15 protein-coding genes are annotated in these 17,933 nt (G+C 65.9%); 6 read left to right on the top strand and 9 right to left on the bottom strand.

The annotated features are described in order from the left end of the window. Positions 1-17: 17 nt before the first annotated feature. Positions 18-1,613 (bottom strand): tetratricopeptide repeat-containing sulfotransferase family protein, encoded by a 1,596-nt coding sequence (locus tag AC0L58_RS00570; RefSeq protein ID WP_473685632.1) that lies wholly within the window; start codon positions 1,611-1,613, stop codon positions 18-20. A gap of 130 nt (positions 1,614-1,743) precedes the next feature. On the opposite strand from AC0L58_RS00570, the gene AC0L58_RS00565 reads away from it, so the two are divergent. Together AC0L58_RS00565 and AC0L58_RS00560 are read left to right on the top strand one after the other, a co-directional pair. Then, complete coding sequence (locus tag AC0L58_RS00565) at positions 1,744-2,979, top strand: multifunctional CCA addition/repair protein (RefSeq protein WP_473685630.1); 1,236 nt, start codon at positions 1,744-1,746, stop codon at positions 2,977-2,979. A 76-nt stretch (positions 2,980-3,055) separates the two neighbouring features. Then, positions 3,056-5,248, top strand: a complete 2,193-nt coding sequence (locus AC0L58_RS00560) for an LTA synthase family protein (protein ID WP_473685628.1) — start codon at positions 3,056-3,058, stop codon at positions 5,246-5,248. Here AC0L58_RS00560 and AC0L58_RS00555 read toward each other — a convergent pair. The 3 genes from AC0L58_RS00555 to AC0L58_RS00545 all read right to left on the bottom strand — a co-directional run bounded on the left by AC0L58_RS00555 (position 5,225) and on the right by AC0L58_RS00545 (position 9,141). Beyond that, a complete protein-coding gene (locus tag AC0L58_RS00555) occupies positions 5,225-5,647 on the bottom strand; it encodes a VanZ family protein (protein WP_473685626.1) in 423 nt (140 codons plus the stop codon). The genes AC0L58_RS00560 and AC0L58_RS00555 overlap by 24 nt on opposite strands. Beyond that, positions 5,644-6,831, bottom strand: coding sequence for a class I SAM-dependent methyltransferase (locus AC0L58_RS00550; protein WP_473685624.1), 1,188 nt, complete (start codon positions 6,829-6,831; stop codon positions 5,644-5,646). Before AC0L58_RS00550 ends, AC0L58_RS00555 begins: the two co-directional genes overlap by 4 nt. Positions 6,832-6,972: 141 nt before the next feature. Beyond that, the gene (locus AC0L58_RS00545) at positions 6,973-9,141 is read right to left on the bottom strand and encodes a TonB-dependent receptor (protein WP_473685622.1); all 2,169 of its coding nucleotides are present in this window, start codon (positions 9,139-9,141) and stop codon (positions 6,973-6,975) included. Positions 9,142-9,354: 213 nt separating this feature from the next. Here AC0L58_RS00545 and AC0L58_RS00540 point away from each other — a divergent pair, with 213 nt between their 5' ends. Together AC0L58_RS00540 and AC0L58_RS00535 are read left to right on the top strand one after the other, a co-directional pair. Continuing rightward, complete coding sequence (locus AC0L58_RS00540) at positions 9,355-10,020, top strand: hypothetical protein (protein ID WP_473685620.1); 666 nt, start codon at positions 9,355-9,357, stop codon at positions 10,018-10,020. Between the two features lie 54 nt (positions 10,021-10,074). After that, positions 10,075-10,821: a pteridine reductase gene (locus AC0L58_RS00535; RefSeq protein WP_473685618.1), complete on the top strand. Its 747-nt coding sequence runs from the start codon at positions 10,075-10,077 to the stop codon at positions 10,819-10,821. A gap of 110 nt (positions 10,822-10,931) precedes the next feature. On the opposite strand, the gene AC0L58_RS00530 is transcribed toward AC0L58_RS00535, so the two are convergent. The 4 genes from AC0L58_RS00530 to folB form a co-directional block, all read right to left on the bottom strand. Then, a complete protein-coding gene (locus tag AC0L58_RS00530; RefSeq protein WP_473685616.1) occupies positions 10,932-11,792 on the bottom strand; it encodes a DUF6159 family protein in 861 nt (286 codons plus the stop codon). A gap of 75 nt (positions 11,793-11,867) precedes the next feature. Beyond that, the gene (gene folK, locus AC0L58_RS00525; protein WP_473685614.1) at positions 11,868-12,356 is read right to left on the bottom strand and encodes a 2-amino-4-hydroxy-6-hydroxymethyldihydropteridine diphosphokinase; all 489 of its coding nucleotides are present in this window, start codon (positions 12,354-12,356) and stop codon (positions 11,868-11,870) included. A 4-nt stretch (positions 12,357-12,360) separates the two neighbouring features. Continuing rightward, positions 12,361-13,641 carry a mechanosensitive ion channel family protein gene (locus AC0L58_RS00520; RefSeq protein ID WP_473685612.1) on the bottom strand — a complete coding sequence of 427 codons (1,281 nt, stop codon included), beginning with the start codon at positions 13,639-13,641 and terminating at the stop codon, positions 12,361-12,363. 148 nt (positions 13,642-13,789) lie between these two features. Next, a complete protein-coding gene (folB, locus tag AC0L58_RS00515) occupies positions 13,790-14,149 on the bottom strand; it encodes a dihydroneopterin aldolase (RefSeq protein WP_473685610.1) in 360 nt (119 codons plus the stop codon). 90 nt (positions 14,150-14,239) lie between these two features. Here folB and dbpA point away from each other — a divergent pair, with 90 nt between their 5' ends. Both dbpA and AC0L58_RS00505 read left to right on the top strand, forming a co-directional pair. After that, on the top strand, positions 14,240-15,619 hold the full coding sequence (gene dbpA / locus AC0L58_RS00510; protein ID WP_473685608.1) for an ATP-dependent RNA helicase DbpA: 1,380 nt from the start codon (positions 14,240-14,242) through the stop codon (positions 15,617-15,619). Between the two features lie 24 nt (positions 15,620-15,643). Then, complete coding sequence (locus AC0L58_RS00505; protein WP_473685606.1) at positions 15,644-16,411, top strand: glutaminyl-peptide cyclotransferase; 768 nt, start codon at positions 15,644-15,646, stop codon at positions 16,409-16,411. Positions 16,412-16,438: 27 nt separating this feature from the next. Here AC0L58_RS00505 and AC0L58_RS00500 read toward each other — a convergent pair whose 3' ends face one another. Next, positions 16,439-17,710 (bottom strand): TIGR03862 family flavoprotein, encoded by a 1,272-nt coding sequence (locus AC0L58_RS00500; RefSeq protein WP_473685604.1) that lies wholly within the window; start codon positions 17,708-17,710, stop codon positions 16,439-16,441. Positions 17,711-17,933 lie beyond the last annotated feature (223 nt).

Below are 17,933 nucleotides of genomic sequence, written 5' to 3'. Positions count from 1 at the left end.
CAGCTGGCCAGGCGCTTTCAGTCTGCGCCAAGACGCATGCGCAACAAGCCGCGCAGCCGGTTCAGCTGCTCGCCATAGGCGGCGCAGCGCAAGGCGTCCTGACGGATCAGCTGGCCCGCCGCCATGCTGCTGGCGGCGCGCTCGACGCGTTGCGTGCGATGCACGTCCAGGCAAGCCTGATCGAACGGCAGACCGCAGAAATCCAGCAGCCGGCGTACCTGCGGCGCGGGATCCGAGTCCCACGCCTCGTGGTCATGATCGAGGAAGCTGGCGGGAAAGGTCCGGCGCCAATGCCGGCACAGGCGATCGTAGTCGGACCAGTAGCTCACCACGTGGTCGACGTCGTAGCTGAATTCGTGGCCATCCACGAACAGCTGGCGATAGCAGGAAAAACAGGTTTCCAGTGCGCCACGGCGACTGTTCACCACACGCGCGCCCGGCAGCATCGCGGCGATCGCCCCGACCAGGCGCCAGTTGCCCGGCGTGCGGTCGACGAAATGCGCCTTGCCGTCACGCAGAGGCTCGTTACGGGCCAGATACGCCTCTCCCAGGCCTTGCCATTGCGCCGGCGTGGCCACGGTCATCCACTGCCAGAAAGGTTGCTGTCGACGCATCGACTCGGCGTCCAGCAGTTTTTCCAGCTCGCTCAATTCGTCGGCAATCGCCACCGTGGGGTGCGCGGCGAGGATCTGCCCGGTCAGCAAGGAACCGGCCTGGGGCATGCCCACGACGAAGGTGACGCCATGGCCCAGGCTCGCATCGCTTGCCGGTGCCAACGGATGCGCGAACAGCTCGCGCAAGGTGTTCATCAGCGTCGTGGCCTTCACCGCGTTCCAGCGCAGCAGCCGATGCATCATGCCGTTGGCTTTGCGCAGCGCGCGGAAGGCCTCGGGAAAATCGCCCACGTCCTCCAGCGCACGGACCAGCGCGAAGCCGAAGCAGATCCGCGCATGCTGGTCTGCTCCCGGCGACTGCAGCGCTCGCTGCAGTTGCGCCACATCGTCTGGCCTGAAGCGGACGTCGAGGTCAGCCAAGCCGATCCATGCATCCGCATGGTCGGGCTGAAGACGCAGGACCTCACGATAATTCTCGCTGGCCGGCTGCATCGCCCCCAGGCTCGCCTCGGCCCGCGCAAGTTGCATGCGTGCAGGCACATGCTCCGGCTCGAGATCCAGCGCGCGGTGCAATGCCGTGACGGCGCCGGCCGGGCGGTCCTGCAACATGTACATCTTGCCGAGGTTGTACCAGGCCGGCGCGAAATCCGGCGCCATCGCGCAGCCCTGTTGCAGGCACGACAGCGCCTCCTCCGACTGGCCGCTGGCATACAAGGCGGTCGCAAGGTTCGTTCGCACCAGCGGATCGTCCGGCAGCCGCGCCTGCACTTGTCGCAACCGCTCCACCGCCTGCCGATAGTCGCCGCGCACATGCCACACCAGGCCTTGCAGGCGCAAGGCCTCGGTGCAATCCGGTACCAGCGCCAGCACTTCGGCCAGGGTGGTTTCGGCCGCCTGAAGATTGTGCTGATCAAGCGCGTCAGTGGCACGTTCAAGCAGGTCCGCCGCAGCCGGCGGCAAGTCCGCGGCGCGGTCGCGCATGCGCGTATGCAAGCGCATTTCCTCCATCGTCCGGATGCCCCCTGTCTGTCTTCGCGCCAGCTTACGCGAGCACCGCGACGGCATAAAGCGTGGTTCGTACGACGTGATCGGCGCCTGCTGCCGGCAGCCGCATGGCAGAATCCCCTGCATGCACATCTACCTGGTCGGCGGCGCGGTCCGCGACAAATTGCTGGGACGGACGGCAGGCGACCGCGACCATGTGGTGGTCGGCGCCCTGCCCGAGGACCTGCTTGCGCTGGGTTACAAGCCGGTAGGCAAGGACTTTCCGGTATTCCTGCATCCGGACAGCGGCGAGGAATACGCGCTGGCGCGCACCGAGCGCAAGACCGGGCGTGGCTATCACGGCTTCGTGTTCCAGGCCGACGCCACGGTGACGCTGGCGCAGGATCTGGCGCGGCGCGACCTCACCATCAATGCGATTGCCGAGGACGCGGACGGTACACTGACCGACCCGTTCGGCGGCCTGGGCGACATCGAGGCGCGCCTGCTGCGGCATGTCTCGCCGGCGTTCGTGGAGGACCCGGTGCGCGTGCTGCGGGTGGCGCGCTTTGCGGCGCGCTTCGCGCCGCTGGGTTTTACCGTGGCGCCGGAAACGATGGCGCTGATGCAGCAGATGGTGCGCGACGGCGAGGTGGATCACCTGGTGCCGGAGCGGGTCTGGGCGGAGACGCGCAAGGCGCTGGGCGAGGCGCAGCCGTCGGCGTTCGTAAGCGTGCTGCGCGAGTGTGGCGCGCTGGCCGTGCTGTTTCCGGAGATCGACGCCTTGTACGGCGTACCGCAGCGTGCGGAGTTCCATCCGGAGATCGACTGCGGCGTGCATCTGGAGCTGGTGCTGGATCAGGCGGCAAAGCTGGCACCGGGCGATGACCTGGTCGGCTTCTGCGCCCTGACCCATGACCTCGGCAAGGCACTGACGCCCGCATCGGAGCTGCCGCGCCACGTCGGTCACGAGCACCGCGGCGTGGCGCCGCTGCGTGCACTGGCAGCACGTCTGAAAGTGCCCACCGAGCACGCGGCGCTGGCCGAACTGGTCTGTCGCGAGCATCTCAACGCGCATCGCGCGTTCGAACTGAAACCGGCCACCGTGCTGAAGCTGCTTGCCGCACTCGACGCCCTGCGCCGCCCGGCACGGCTGGAGACCTTCCTGCTCGCCTGCACCGCGGACAAGCGCGGTCGGCTGGGCCACGAACACGATACCTATCCGCAGGCGGATTATCTGCGCGACGCCCGCGTCGCCGCCGCCGCAGTCGATGCCGCCAGCTTCGTGGCTGCCGGTCTGACCGGCCCGGCGATCGGCAAGGCGATGGAGTCGGCGCGCATCGCGGCCATCGCCACGGTGAAAGCTAACCTTCCGCAAAGCTGATCCGCGGTATAAAGGGCGGATGGCCGTCGCCCGCAGCGGGCTGCCCGCTGAACCAAGAGATTTACTGGAGTTGCCCGTGTCCAACGCATTCACCCCGAGCTCCCCCTTGCGCCAGCGTTTCCGCCCGCTGTGGTGGTTGGGCATCACTTACCTGGCAATTACCTTCGTCACCCGGATCGTGCTGTTGATCATGTCCGGCAGCAATGTGCCGCACACGCCGCTCAACTTGCTGTATGCGTTCGGGGTGGGGCTGGGTTACGACCTGATCACCTTCATCTATATCGCGTGGCCGATGGTGTTGTTCCTGTGGCTGGTGCCGACACGTTCCGGCCGGATGCCGCCGCTGCTGCGCTGGTTGATCTACGCGCTGGGCGTGGCGCTGGCCTGCGTGCTCTGCGTGGGCACGCTGCATCTCATGTATCACGCCAGCCTCAAGGTGACTTGGCCGGCGATCATCCCGTTCCTGTTCGTGCTGCCGCTGGCGGCCTTCACCTATACCTCGCGCGCCGGCCAATGGGTGCTGTACGCGTTCGGCCTGCTGCTGGTCTACGGTTTGCTGTTCGTGGCCGCCTCCGAGCTGGTGTTCTGGAACGAATTCAGCGTGCGCTTCAACTTCATCGCGGTGGATTACCTGGTCTACACCACCGAGGTGATCGGCAATATCCAGGAGTCCTACCCGATCGGTCGCTGGCTCGCCTTGCTGGTGGTGCTGGCGCTGGTGGTGTTTTTTGTCGGCAAGCGCGGCCTGCGCGCGCGCGACGACGGCAGCCGGCTGTGGCAGCGCGGCAAGGTGGTGCTGGTGTGGCTGGTGCTGACCGTGGTTTCGGTCGCCGCCGTGAACGGCAGCATGAAGGATCGTACCCACAACAACTACGTCAACGAGCTGGCCGGCAACGGCATCTACCAGTTTTTCGCGGCATTCCGCAGCAGCCACCTCGACTATGCGCAGTTCTACCGCACCCTGCCAGACGACCAGGCCTATGCGCGACTGCGCCAGTTGCTGAAGACGCCGGACTCGACTTTCATCAGCAACGACCCGCGCGACCTCACCCGCGAGATCCGCCGGGTCGGCCCTGAGAAGCATCTCAACGTGGTGCTGATCAGCGTGGAGAGCCTTTCAGGCGACTACCTGGGCACCTTCGGCAACACCGAGCACCTCACGCCATATCTGGATTCGCTGGTCGACAAGAGCGTGTTCTTCGACAACCTCTATGCCAACGGCACCCGCACGGTGCGCGGCCTGGAGGCGCTGGCGCTGTCGGTGCCGCCGACGCCGGGCGACTCGCTGGTGCGCGAACACAACAACGAGAATCTGTTCTCGTTGGCCAGCATCTTCAACGACCGCGGCTATCAGTCGGACTTCGTCTACGGCGGCTATGGCCAGTTCGACAACATGAATTATTTCTTCGCCAACAACGGCTATCGCGACGTGGACCGGCGCGACATCCCCAAGGGCGCCGTCATCCACGGCCAGAACGTGTGGGGCGTGGCCGACGAGGACCTGTACACGCTGGCGCTGGGCCAGATGGACCAGATCCACGCCGAGGGAAAGCCCTTCTTCCTGCACGTCATGACCACCTCCAACCACCGGCCGTACACCTTCCCCGACAATCGCGTGAAATTCCCCAATCACTCGCGCGCCGGTGCGGTGGCCTACACCGACTGGGCGATCGGCGACTTCATCCGACGCGCGCGCGAAAAGCCGTATTTCGACAACACCGTGTTCGTGATCACCGCCGACCACTGCGCCTCCAGCGCCGGCAAGACCAGCCTGCCGATCAACCGCTATCACATTCCGCTGTGGATCTACGCGCCGACCCAGTTCAAGCCCGAGCGTGTGCACCGGCTGATGGGCCAGTTGGACATCCCGCCGACCCTGCTGGGCATGCTCAACTTCAGCTACCGCACGCGCTTCTTCGGCCACGACCTGTTCCAGCTGCCGCCCGAGCGCGAGCATGCCTTCCCCGGCACCTACGAAAAGCTCGGTTACCTGCACCAGGATGTGCTCACCATCCTCGAACCGCAGCGCAAGCTGGAGCAGCTCAAGCCCGACTACGCCACCGGCGACGCCACCCCGATCGATCCGGTGAACCAGTCACTGGTCGATGACGCCGTGGCCTACTACCAGATCGCGAGCGAGCAGTTCAAGAACGGCAAGCTGAAGCGGCGACCGGAGGACTCGACCAAGGTCGAGCCATTGCCGGCGCCGGCCACATCGGCCCCGGCGCCTGGCGGTTCGTCGGGATCAGTGTCGATCCCGACGAACTGACCAGGCTTCGACGCTCGTCAGCACCCCGTCGAGCGGCGTTCGCAGCAGCAGCAAGCCGACGAGAATGCCGACGCCGTCGGCCAGCACGTCCAGGGCGTCGGCATCGCGCGGCGGGTCCAGCCATTGCGCGAACTCGATGAAGACGCCGAATGCCAGGCAACCAAGCGCCGCCCAGGCACGCGGGCGACGAGTGCGATAGACGTTGCCCCACCAGCCCATCAAGGCGGTAAAGGTGATCGCGTGCAGCAGCTTGTCGCCATAGGGAAACGGCAGAGTGATGCCCGGGTCCGGCGTCAGCGCCATCCACAACGTCCAACCCATGATCAACGCACCCAGCGCGACCCAGGCCGGGTACCAGCGCAGCCGGGCGGCTGACTGATGCGATAGGGGTTCGTTCAAAGACGCCCGCCCTGATCGGCGGCCAGCAGCTCGGCGGGCAGCGGCAGGGCGTCGAGTCCGCGCGCCAGCAGCATGGCCTGGAAGCGCTCGCCCATCTGGTCGGGCAGCATCAGTTTCTTGACCTGCTGTGCCAGGCGGTAGCGGCCGTGTTCGTCCTGCGGCTGCATCTGCTCGAAGACCTGTTGCAAGCCCGAGCCGATCAGGAACTGGGCCTGCGGCAGATACGCCGCCACGCCGAAACCGGCACTGTTGCCGGCTTCGGCCAGCGCGGTGAAATCAACCGACGCGGTGAGGTCGTTCAGACCCGGCAGATAGAACGGATCGTTGTGCGCATGATGGCGGTAGTGCGCCATCAGCGTGCCGTCATCGCGCTCGGGCAGGTAGAACTCGCGGCGCACGTAGCCGTAGTCGACGAACAGCATCACGCCGGCGGTCAGCGAGCCGGCCACCGCCTGGATCCAGTACGGCAGTTGCGGCAGGATTTCCGAGCGGTAGCCCTCGGCGAACGCGGCGCCAAGATCGCGTTCGACATGGCGTACGGCGCCTGATACCAGGGCATCGGCCGGACGGTCGACGCGCGTGAGCCGCCCTGCACCGTTCAGCGCCACGTATTCCTCGAAGATCTCACCATCGCGCACGCTGAACCGTGTCGCCGGCAGCGCGTCGATCACCTCGTTGGCGAACAGCACACCGCGCCAGTCCGGCTCCGGCGGACGATCGAGCCAGCGCACCCGCGCGTTGAGGGCGGCCGGCAGGTTTGCCTGCAACCGCTCGCGCTGGCGCTCGCGCAGATCGGCGCTGGGCTCGAGAATCAGATATTCCCGCGGCAAGGTGTCGGCGACGGCGAAGGCCTGCAGAGCCGCCTCGGCGAAGGCACCGCTGCCGCCACCAAGCTCAAGGAAATCCGCCTCCGCACCGAGCATCGACAGCACCGGTTGCAGCGCGCTCACCACACAGCGTGCAAACAGCTCGCCCAGCTCCGGTGCGGTGATGAAGTCACCCGCGGCGCCGAATTTGGTGCGACCCGCGCTGTAATAGCCCAGCCCTGGCGCATACAGACAACGCTCCATGTACTGCGAGAACGGCATGGGGCCGTGCGAGACGATCTGCTCGCGCACCAGTTGCAGCAACTGATCGGAATGGGCGCGCTCGTCGGCGTCCGGTTCGGGTAGACGGGAGTGCATGGATGTCGCCGGTCATGAAAGTCGCCGGAAGCATAACGGATGAGGCCAGCCAGCCCTGCGTTTCAAGCACGAATGGCAGGAGCCCGCCCCGTGCGCGACGCTCTTCCGAATCCCGAATCCCGAATCCCGATTCCCGACCAATCAGAAATCCTTCTGCACCACCAGATACACGCCACGCCGCGGCCCGAACTGCGGTGCACCGACACCGATGCCGCTGCCGTCGCGCAATTCATAGCTTCGATCGAGCGCGTTGAGCACGGCCAACTGGGTGTGCAGCTTGCCGAAGCGGCCGAGTGCGAAGTCGTGCGAAACGTTGAGGTTCAGCTGGAAGTACGCGGGCAGCGAGGCTCCATTCGGCACGGCGCCATCCTTGCGCAGACCGCTTCCGAACAGATAGTTGGCGCCGACGTGGGTGTCCTCGTTCAGCGCGTAGTTCACGCCGCCGGAGGAAGTCAGCTTCTGGTCGTGGTCGAGCGCGATGTAATGATCATCGACGTAGGACAGGTCGTCGGGATCGAAGTTGTACTGGCTGGTGGTGATGCGTTTGCCGATCGCCCTGCCCAAGGATGCGTTGAAGTACGCCGAGAATGGTCCCTGCGCATAATTGACGGTGAATTCCAGCCCCTTCACCCGGCCCTGGGCGAAGTTGAAGGTGGAGTAGACCAGGGCCTCGCCAAACTGGCCTTCGTCCTGCAGGCGCCGCACCTTGCGGTAGTAGGCATCCACACCGACGGTCCAGGCCGGGCCAAGGTTTTGCTGGACGCCAACGTCGAAGTAGTCCGAGCGCTCTGCCAGCGGGGTGTTGTTGCCAGTGTCCGCCACCGCATTGGTGGTGCCGTCGAACTTTTCGATGTTGGCACTGGCGATCATCTCGGTGGCGGGCGGCGTGAAATAGCGCGAGTAACCGGCGTGGACCACGGTGCTGCCGGTGGCCTGCCAGACCAGACCCACGCGGGGACTCAGCTGGCTCTCGCTGCGCGCCAGCTGGTAGCGGTCTCCACGCAATCCGTAGTTGAGGATCCAGCCGTCGGCGAGGTTCCATTCGTCCTGCACGTACGCGGACCAGGTCCTGGCGAGGAGGCGACTGCCGTCGAGGATGTTGATCGGGTTGGTCGTCAGCTGATTGCCGTCGGCATCGGCCGGAAACACCCAGGCGTCATTGTCGCTGACGGCACGTTCGAAGCTGCCGTACAGCCCATAACGCAAGGTGTGCGCGTTGCCCAGCCGGGTGGCGAAATCCGCCTGTACGGTAGTTGCGCGGCTGCCGCGGGTGACCCGGGAAGCCACACCGTTGAACATCAGCTCGCCGATGCGATCCGGCATGTAGGCGAGACTGCTGTAACGCTGGCCCAGGGCGAGCTGATAGTCCGTCGCGCCCAGCTTGCCTTGCAACGCCAGCACGCCGAAGCGGGTGTTCTCGCGTTGGCGCTCATCGAGCTTGGCGGAATCGAAGCTCACCGTGTCGAGGTAGCCGAACTGCGGGACCTGACCGGGATTGTTCGGAATCTGGAAACGATTGTTGGCGACGCCGAACAGAAAACTCAGGCGGGTGTCGTTGTCGATCAGGTAGCTGATGTCGCCAAAGCCCTTCGCCTGGTTCGTGCGATCGTGGATCGGCTTCCTGCTCGGGGTGGGGTTCTCGATGCCGGCGTCGCTTTCCAGGAAATTGGCGGTGAGGAACCAGCTCCAGCGGTCGCTGCTGCCCCAGAGCGACGCGTTCGGGTTCAACGTGTCGTTGCTGCCGCCGGTGAATCCCAGGCTGCCGCCGTTGCCGAGGTCCCGGCCGTTCCGGGTGGTGATGTCGACCACGGCAGCCGTGCGCAACCCGTACTGCGCGGGCAACGCCCCACCGAGCAATTTGACGGTATGGATCGTGCGCGCGTCGAGGCTTTGTCCAAAACCACCGATCGACTCGGGGATGATCACGCCGTTGATGCGGTATTGCAGGTTGGCATGATCACCGCGCACATGCAGGCCGCCGTAGGAATCCTGTACCACGCCCGGCGCCTGCAACAGGACCTGGTTGATCGGCGTGGAAGCGCCCAGCGGCAGTTGCCTGATCGCCTGCTGATCGATCACGTACTGGCTGCTGCCCGTATCGGGCGACAAGGCGTTGCGGGCCTGGTCCAGCGCGGTCGACACCGATACCTCGGCCAGATCCCGCACTTGCGGCCGTCCGCTCGCGCTGCCGCTGGCGATTGGCTCGGCCGCATTCACGGGTGAAACCGGCGCGGCGATCAAGTCGTTGGCGTGAGCCATGGTGAGGGTCAACGCCGCGGCGAGACCCAGGGCGAGGGCAGTGCGTTTCATCGAGATTTCCGGCAGAAGACAAGCGAGTGGAATGATACGTTATAACATAGCATAACAAGAAGCCCGGAAACCCGTCGCGCGTCCTGTCTTCGATGCGGAGCCCCACTCGCCACGTCGCATCCAGCGGCACTAACGCCCGCGTTCACGCAGTCGTCCTAGACTGCACCGACATCCCTTTTCGTTCAGCGCCGCGTCCGCCGCGTGGAGTCGCCCATGACCAAGTCCGCCAGCCAGCAGATTCCTGCCGTGATCGCGCCGGCCGAGCACAGCCGGATCACCACGGCGATCCTGGATTTCGTCAGCGAAGTGCCCGCCAGCCGGATCAGCGACAGCGGCGACCCGGCCGGCGAGGCACGCCGACTGGCCAACCGTGCGGCGCAACGCGCTGCGGTCACCGCCGGCTCGCTGGCGTTGCCGCCCGGGCCGCTGGGTTGGCTGACGGTGCTGCCGGAGCTGATCGCGATCTGGCGGATCCAGGCGCAGATGGTCAGCGACATCGCCGCCACCTACGGCCGCCACGCCACGCTGGGCCGTGAGCAGATGATGTGGTGCCTGTTTCGCCACACCGCGGCGCAGGCGTTTCGTGACCTGGTGGTACGCGTCGGCGACCGACTGGTATTCCGCCGCATGTCCTGGGGCGTGCTCGAGCGCGTGGCGAAGCAGGTCGGGATCAAGCTGACCCAGCGCACCCTGAGCAAGGGCGCGTCACGCTGGCTGCCGGTGATCGGCGCACTCGGCGTGGGCGCCTATGCGTATTACGACACCGGACAAGTGGCCAGCACCGCGATCGCGATGTTCGAAGGCGACATCGTGATGGAGGAGATCGATGACGACGGGAGCACGGCAACCACGGAGTCGCCGCAGCAGCGCGCGGGATGACGCACGCCAGGCTTTGCGGCAAGCTGGTCGTCGACCCCATGCAGGATGCCCCCGATGACGCCACGCCATGATCGACCTGTTGCGCTGATCACCGGCGCCGCCCGCCGTGTCGGTGCGGTGATCGCGCGTACCCTGCACGCGGCCGGATTCGACCTGGCGCTGCACTACCGCCATTCCGCGGACGAAGCGCGCGCGCTGGCGCTTGACCTCGATTCGCGGCGCCGCGGCAGCACCTTGCTGGTACCGGCCGAGCTGGCCGACCTGGTCGCCTTGCCGGTGATCATCGAGCACGTGCTCAAGCACTATGGACGGCTCGATGCACTGGTCAACAATGCCTCCGCATTCTTCCCCACGCCCGTGGACAGCGCCACCCCGCAGCAATGGAACCAGCTGTTTGCCTCCAACGCCCAGGCGCCATTCTTCCTGAGTCAGGCAGCGATACCGGCGCTGCGCGACGCGCGTGGCAGCATCGTCAACCTGATCGACATCTACGCCGAACGACCGCTGGCCGATCACCCGCTGTACTGCATGGCCAAGGCGGCGCTGGCGGCGATGACGCGTTCGCTGGCGCTGGACCTGGGACCGGAGGTGCGCGTCAACGGCGTGGCCCCCGGCGCCGTGCTGTGGCCCGGCGACGGCAAGCCGTATGACGACCAGCAAGCCATGCTGGCGCGCACACCATTGCAGCGCGCCGGGTCACCGGAAGATGTAGCGAACACGGTGCTGTGGCTGTTGCGCGACGCACCGTTCGTGACCGGGCAGATCATCCGCGTGGATGGTGGACGCACGTTGTCGGTGTGAGGTTCCGCGGCGGGCTGCTTGGTGAGCAAGAGCCGGCGGGCAGAGCCCGCCCTACGGTCACGGCGGCGCCGTAGGGCGGGCTCTGCCCGCCGCTTGTTCCAAGGTGATCGCTACTTCTTCTTCGGCGCAAACGCCTGCTGCAGCAGCGCCTGGTCGAAGCCGACGCTGGCCTCGCCCGCTTCGGCATAGCGATACAGCGCCGCCGCGTAGATGCCCTGCATCGAGGACTGGATCAGGCCGAGCAGCACGAAGCCCAGCACCACGATCGCCACCGCCAGCACGATCAGCACGATCGATTTGGTCACCGCCGCGCCGATCACCAATGCCGCACCGACGAGCCCCGCCAGCACCATCAGCAAGCCGAACACGATGCCGATGCCGCCGTTGCCGATCAGGTTTTCGCCCCAGCTGCGCTTGAGCAGTTCCACGCTGTGCTTGACCGCATCGACCGGGCCGACATCCTTGCTTGCAAGTACCGGCACCACCAGGAAGGTCGCCACCGTCCAGGCCAGGCCGATCAGACCAACCACGAAGCGGCCGACCAGGCCAAGGCGCTCCTGGATCATGCGCAGGATCAGGCCGACCGTGGCGGCAATCAGCGCATAGCCGAGGATCTGCGGCAGCTTCGCGCGCGCCAGCGCAAAGCCGGCGCCCACGCTGGTCGGTTCGCCGCGCAGATGCATCAGCGCCACGCCGGTCAGGGCGGTCTGGAAGAAGATGATCACGAAATACTGCACCAGGTAGAAGCCGAACATCAGCAGATACGCGCCCACCGACATGCGCTCATGGAAGTCCTGGCCGACATGCTCGCCGCCCATGGCCATGACCCCGACCGGAATCAGGAAGCTCGCCGCCACCAGCAAGGTGCAGATGCCCGAAAGCAGCGGAAAGATCAGTAGCGACTTGTCCGAGCGCAACACCCCCGCGCTCGCCTTCATCAACGCCCAACTGCGCGCAAATTTTCCGGCCATGCCTGTTCCCCTTCAAACGTGGATCCCGAGATGTACTTTCTAGCATTCGCCGCGTGCGCACGGAAGTGCGTGCCGTCACTCGGGTAGCGATTCGACCCGCAGCGGCTCGGCCTGCACCGGGAACGCCGCCCACAATTCGGCCATGCTGCGACCGCTGACGGGGTGGCGAAAGTCGGGCGCGATGTCCGCAATCGGCCGCAACACGAACGCGTGCTGCAGTTCGTCGCGTGGAACCTGCAGATGACCCGGGCCGTTCAGCACCTGGTCGTCGTAAAACACGATGTCGATGTCCAGCGTACGATCGGAGTAGCGCGGCACGTCGCGCCGCCGACCATGGCGATTCTCCAGCGCGTGCAGCCAGTCGTTGAGCGCCTCGGGGGACAGAACGGTATCCAGGCCTACCGCCAGATTGACGAACTCGGCGCCCTCGAAGCCCACGGCCGTACTGCGATACGCCGGGGACACGACCAGCTCACCGAAGCGCTCGCGCAGTTCGCGTATGGCCTCCGGCAGATGGCGCCGCGGATCGAGGTTGGAACCCAGGCTCAGGTAGACGCGCGCCAACGCCTCAGGCCTCGTCGAGTTCGATCGCGGCCCGGCTCCCGGTCGGCGCCTGCGTGGCCGGACGCTCGATCGCCAGCGCCGCACGCACATCCTGTCCCGACGGCTGCTGGTACAAGGCCAGACCAAACTCGGACATCGACGCAAACAGGTGATCGAAAATGTCGGACTGGATCCCCTCGTACTCCGCCCACTTCACGGTGGTGGTGAAGCAGTACAACTCCAGCGGGATGCCCTGCGGCCCGCTGGCCAACTGACGCACCATGCAACTCAACTCGCGGTGGATCTGCGGATGCTTGTCCAGATACGCCTGCACGTAGGCGCGGAAGGTGCCCAGATTGGTCAGCCGGCGCCGATTCCCCGGCAGTGTCGCCGCTTCACCCAGCCCCTGGTTCCACGCCTTCACGTCGCGCTCTTTCGAAGGCAGGTAGTCCGACAACAGACGCAGCTGCGACAGGCGCCGGATCTCCTCGTCATCGAGGAAGTGCACGCTGGCCGCGTCGATGTACAACGCGCGCTTGATCCGCCGTCCGCCGACCTCCTGCATGCCGCGCCAGTTCTTGTACGAATCGGAGATCAGCCGCCAACTGGGGATGGTCGTGATCGTCTTGTCCCAGTTCTGCACCTTCACCGTGTGCAGCGCGATATCGATCACGTCGCCGTCGGCATTCAATTGCGGCATCTCGATCCAGTCGCCGACCCGCAGCATGTCGTTGGAAGACAACTGCACGCCGGCCACGAAGCCCAGGATGGTGTCCTTGAAGATCAACATCAGCACTGCCGACATCGCGCCCAGGCCGGACAGCAACAAGCCGACCTGCTTGCCGGTGACGGCGGCAATGATGATCAGCGCAGCCACCACGAACAGGCCAATCTTGATCAACTGCACAAGACCCTTGATCGAACGCTGCTGCCCGCGCGGCGTCTGCTGATACATGTCCTCGCTGGCCGACAGCGCGGAGCTGATCGCCATCACCAGGCAGAACACCACCAGCGCCGTCATCACGTTGCCGATCATCGCCTCGGTACTGGCTGGCACGTCGGGTACCAGCACGATTCCGTACTGCACCACCAACGGGGGCACCGCGCGCGCCAGCCAGCGGAACGTGCCATAGCGGAGCAGCGCATCGTCCCAATGCGTGGTGGTGCGCAGCGCGATGCCCTTGACCAGCCGCAACAGCAGTCGTCGCACCAGCTGACCGGCCAGCCACGCCAGCGCCAGCAGTGCCAGCAGGCCCAGCACCGTCCGTATCCAGGGGAGATCCAGCAGGTCTTGCAGCGTTTGCATCAGTGGTTCCTGTCGACTCGTGGGGTCCGCACGCCGTACCGGTGTCTGGTTCGGCACGATGTGGACCGCGCGGAAAATTCAGGCCAACCACTGACGATGGGGGTGACGCCCCGGTGAAACAAGCTTGCGCCTGTGCACGAACAGGGCGTCAACCGGGCAGTTTGCCGCGTTCGATGCGCACGCCCACCGACTTCGCGCCACGCACCGCGCCGGGTTTGGAGAGTTTCAGGCGCACCCAGGCCACCCCGAACTCTTCGCGGATGATCGCCGCACAGCGCTCGGCCAGCGTCTCGACCAGGCCGAAGCTGGACGCCTCGACGTACGCGATCAGCCGTTTCGACACGTCCTTGTAGTTCAAGGTCAGCGCGATGTCGTCGGTGGCGGCCGGCACGGTGTTGTCGAACGCCATCTCGATATCGAACGCCAGCGTCTGCCGCACGCGGCGCTCCCAGTCGTAGATGCCGATGACGGCATCGATGCGCAGGTCTTCGATGAAAACGATGTCCATGGGGAGTTTTCGGCAAGGCTGGGTGATACAGGGTCGGCGAGCGGGCGCGTGGATGCAAGTCGGCAGGCCCGGGCATGCGATCATGCATGCATGATCGCCTTCAATACCCTCCCGCTGAAACCCGCCCTGCTCGCCAGCGTCGACACGCTCGGCTACGCCACGATGACGCCGGTGCAGGCGCAGAGCCTGCCGCCGATGCTGGCCGGCCGCGACGTGATCGCACAGGCGCAGACCGGCAGCGGCAAGACCGCCGCGTTCGGCTTGAGCATCCTGCAGACCCTGGACGTCGACGCCATCCGCTTGCAAGCACTCGTGCTGTGCCCCACCCGCGAGCTGGCCGATCAGGTCAGCAAGGCGATCCGCAAGCTGGCCGCGAACATCCCCAACGTGAAGCTGTTGACCCTGTGCGGCGGCATGCCGCTGGGGCCGCAGCTGGCCTCACTGACGCATGATCCGCACATCGTCGTCGGCACCCCCGGCCGCGTGCAGGAACATCTCAAGCGACAAAGCCTGCACGGCGGCGGGATCAAGGTGCTGGTGCTGGACGAGGCTGATCGCATGCTCGACATGGGTTTCACCGACGCGATCGACGACATCATCGGACGCATCGCCAAGCACCATCAGACCCTGCTCTTTTCGGCCACGTACCCGGACGAGATCCGCGCGGTGAGCCAGCGCGTGCAGAACGATCCGGTCGAAGTGACGGTGGATGCGCCCGCCGGAGAGAAACCCGCGATCGAGCAGCGATTCCATGAAGTCGAGCCGGCACAAAAGCCGGACGCGCTGGCCCAACTGCTGGTCGGTACGCAGGCAGGCCAGGCACTGGTGTTCTGCAACATGCGGCGCGAGGTGGATGCGCTGGCGCAAGAACTCGATCGCCGCGGCTTCTCCGCGCTGGCCCTGCATGGCGACATGGAACAACGCGACCGCGACGAGGTGCTGGTCCGTTTCGCCAACCACAGCTGCGCGGTGCTGGTGGCCACCGACGTGGCCGCGCGCGGGCTGGATATCGCCGCGTTGCCGCTGGTGGTCAGCTACGACATCGCGCACGACCCGGAAACCCACACCCACCGCATCGGTCGCACGGGCCGCGCGGGCGAAGCGGGACTGGCGATCACCCTGTGCACGCCGCGCGAGCGGCCCAAGGCGGCCAACATCGAGGAGATGCAGGGCGCACCGCTGCCGTGGCGGCCGCTGAAGATCGCACCAGCACGTGGCAAGACCTTGCATCTGGCGCCGATGAAAACCCTGGTGATCGATGCCGGGCGGCAGGACAAGCTGCGCCCGGGCGACATCCTCGGCGCGCTCACCGGCGACGCGGGCCTGGAGGCGAAGGACATCGGCAAGATCGACGTGTTCGCCACCCGTGCCTACGTGGCGATCACCCGCGCGCTGGCCAACAAGGCACTGGAACGCTTGCGCGCCGGCCGGATCAAGGGCCGCAACTTCCGCGTGCGCGCGCTCACCTGACTCCGCACACCCATCGGTAGCCCCATGCGACGCCTCGTCATCATCCTCGCCTTGCTGCTTGCCACGACCGCCTGCCACGCGGCCATTCCGGTCTACGACTACCGGATCGTGCACGTCTATCCGCACGACACCTCGGCCTACACCGAAGGGCTGTTCTACAAGGACGGCTTTCTGTACGAAAGCACCGGCGAGAAAGGTGCCTCGACCATCCGCAAGGTGCAGCTGGAAACCGGCAAGGTGCTGCAGCGGCACGATCTACCCGCGCAATATTTCGGCGAAGGCATCATCGACTGGAGGGACCAGCTGATCCAGCTGACCTGGCAGAGCGAAACCGGCTTCATCTACGGCCTGGACGATTTCAAGCTGCGACGCACCTTCAGCTATCCCGGCGAGGGCTGGGGGCTGACCCGCGACCACACGCACATCTACATGAGCGATGGTTCATCCGTGCTGCGCATCCTTGACCCGGACACCCTGGTCGCAGTCGGCGGCATCATGGTCACCGCCGATGGCGTGCCGGTGACCAACCTCAACGAGCTCGAATGGGTCGACGGCGAGATCTACGCCAACATCTGGCTGACCAACCGCATCGCCCGCATCGACCCGATCAGCGGCCATGTCGTCGGCTGGATCGACCTGACCGGCCTGTTCGACGTGAATACCTTGCCGGTGCCGGCCAACGACGTGCTCAACGGCATCGCCTGGGATGCGCAGCACAAGCGCCTGTTCGTCACCGGCAAGCACTGGCCGAAGCTGTTCGAGATCAAGCTGGTGCCACGCGCTGCTCGCTGAGCGGACGCGAGCGTGCCCGGGAGCCTGTCAGGCTTGGGTGATCGAGGCGAGTCCGACAGGCTCCTGGCTCCGCAACCAGTTTGCCGCGCCCTGTCCGGCAAGCCGTCCACTGGCGAAGCACGCGGTAAGCAGATAGCCGCCGGTGGGCGCTTCCCAGTCGAGCATTTCCCCGGCACAGAACACGCCGGGCCGATCACGCAACATCAAGTGCGGGTCCAACGCCTCCAGGCGCACTCCACCCGCCGTGCTGATCGCCTCGGCGACCGGGCGGGGCGCGCGCAAGCGCAAGGGCAACGCTTTCAGTTGCGCGGCGAGCGCTACCGGATCGGCCAGCGTGGGCTTGTCGGTCAGCTCGAACACCAGTGCGTTCTTCGCCGCGTCCAGGCCGGCACGCCGACGCAGCCAGTCGCCGATGCTGTGCTTGCCACGGGGCACGGCGAGGCGCTCGGCCAGCGCGGACTGCGCATGGCCCGGCACCAGGTCCAGCGTCAGCAACGCCTCGCCGCGCTCGGCGATCTGTTCGCGCAACTCCGCGCCGATCGCGTAGACCAGGCTGCCTTCGATGCCGTATTCGCTGAGCACGAACTCGCCCTGGCGTCGATGTTCGACGCCGCGTCGATCCGTCCACTGCGCCACCACCGGTTTCAGTGGTGCGCCGGCAAAGCGGCTGCGCAAATGCTCGCTCCAGACCAGCTCGAAACCGCAATTGGCCGGTTGCAACGGCGCGATATCGATACCGGCGCGCTGCAGCGGCACCACCCACGCGCCATCGGAGCCCAGCTTCGGCCAGCTCGCACCGCCAACGGCGAGCACCATCGCGTCCGCGGGCACCGCGCGTTGACCATTCGGGGTGGCGAAATGCAACGCGTCATGCGCCTGCCAGCCCAGCCAGCGATGATGCATGTGGAAGTTCACGCCGGCCTCGCGCAGACGCCGCACCCAACGACGCAGCAGCGGCGCCGCCTTCATGTCCGCGGGAAACACCCGCCCTGAACTGCCGACAAAGGTTTCCACGCCGAGATCGCGCGCCCATGCACGCAAGGCGTCCGCGTCGAACGCCGCCAGCCAGCGGCCGACCTCGGTCTGGCGTGCGCCGTAGCGTTCGGCGAATTGCGCCGTGGGCTCCGCGTGAGTCAGGTTGAGTCCGCCCTTGCCGGCCAACAGGAATTTCCGGCCGACCGAGCCCTTGGCCTCGTACAGATCCACCTCGATGCCGGCCGCACGGGCGATCTCGGCGGCCATCAATCCGGACGGGCCGCCGCCGATGATGGCGAGTCGGGGAGATTGTGTGGAGGTCATGCGTCCATGGTCGCATGAGCAGGAGGCTGTTCGGCATGGGGCTAGATATCGTCGGGAGACCCGGGCGTGGTCAATGCATGAATCGAAGCTGACTGCGCCCGGTGAAAAGTCACGGAATGCGTCCTGCCGACATACCCCCGCAGCGGCCTTCCGAGTAATTTCTTGCGCCGATCGCAAGCACCGGAATACGTAAGTTCATTCGAATAAACATTTATGTCTGCTC

This window comes from Rhodanobacter sp. G2-10 (genome assembly GCF_055809185.1).
Note: the sequence above shows the minus strand (reverse complement) of the source record. Positions and strands in the feature narration are given on the sequence as shown.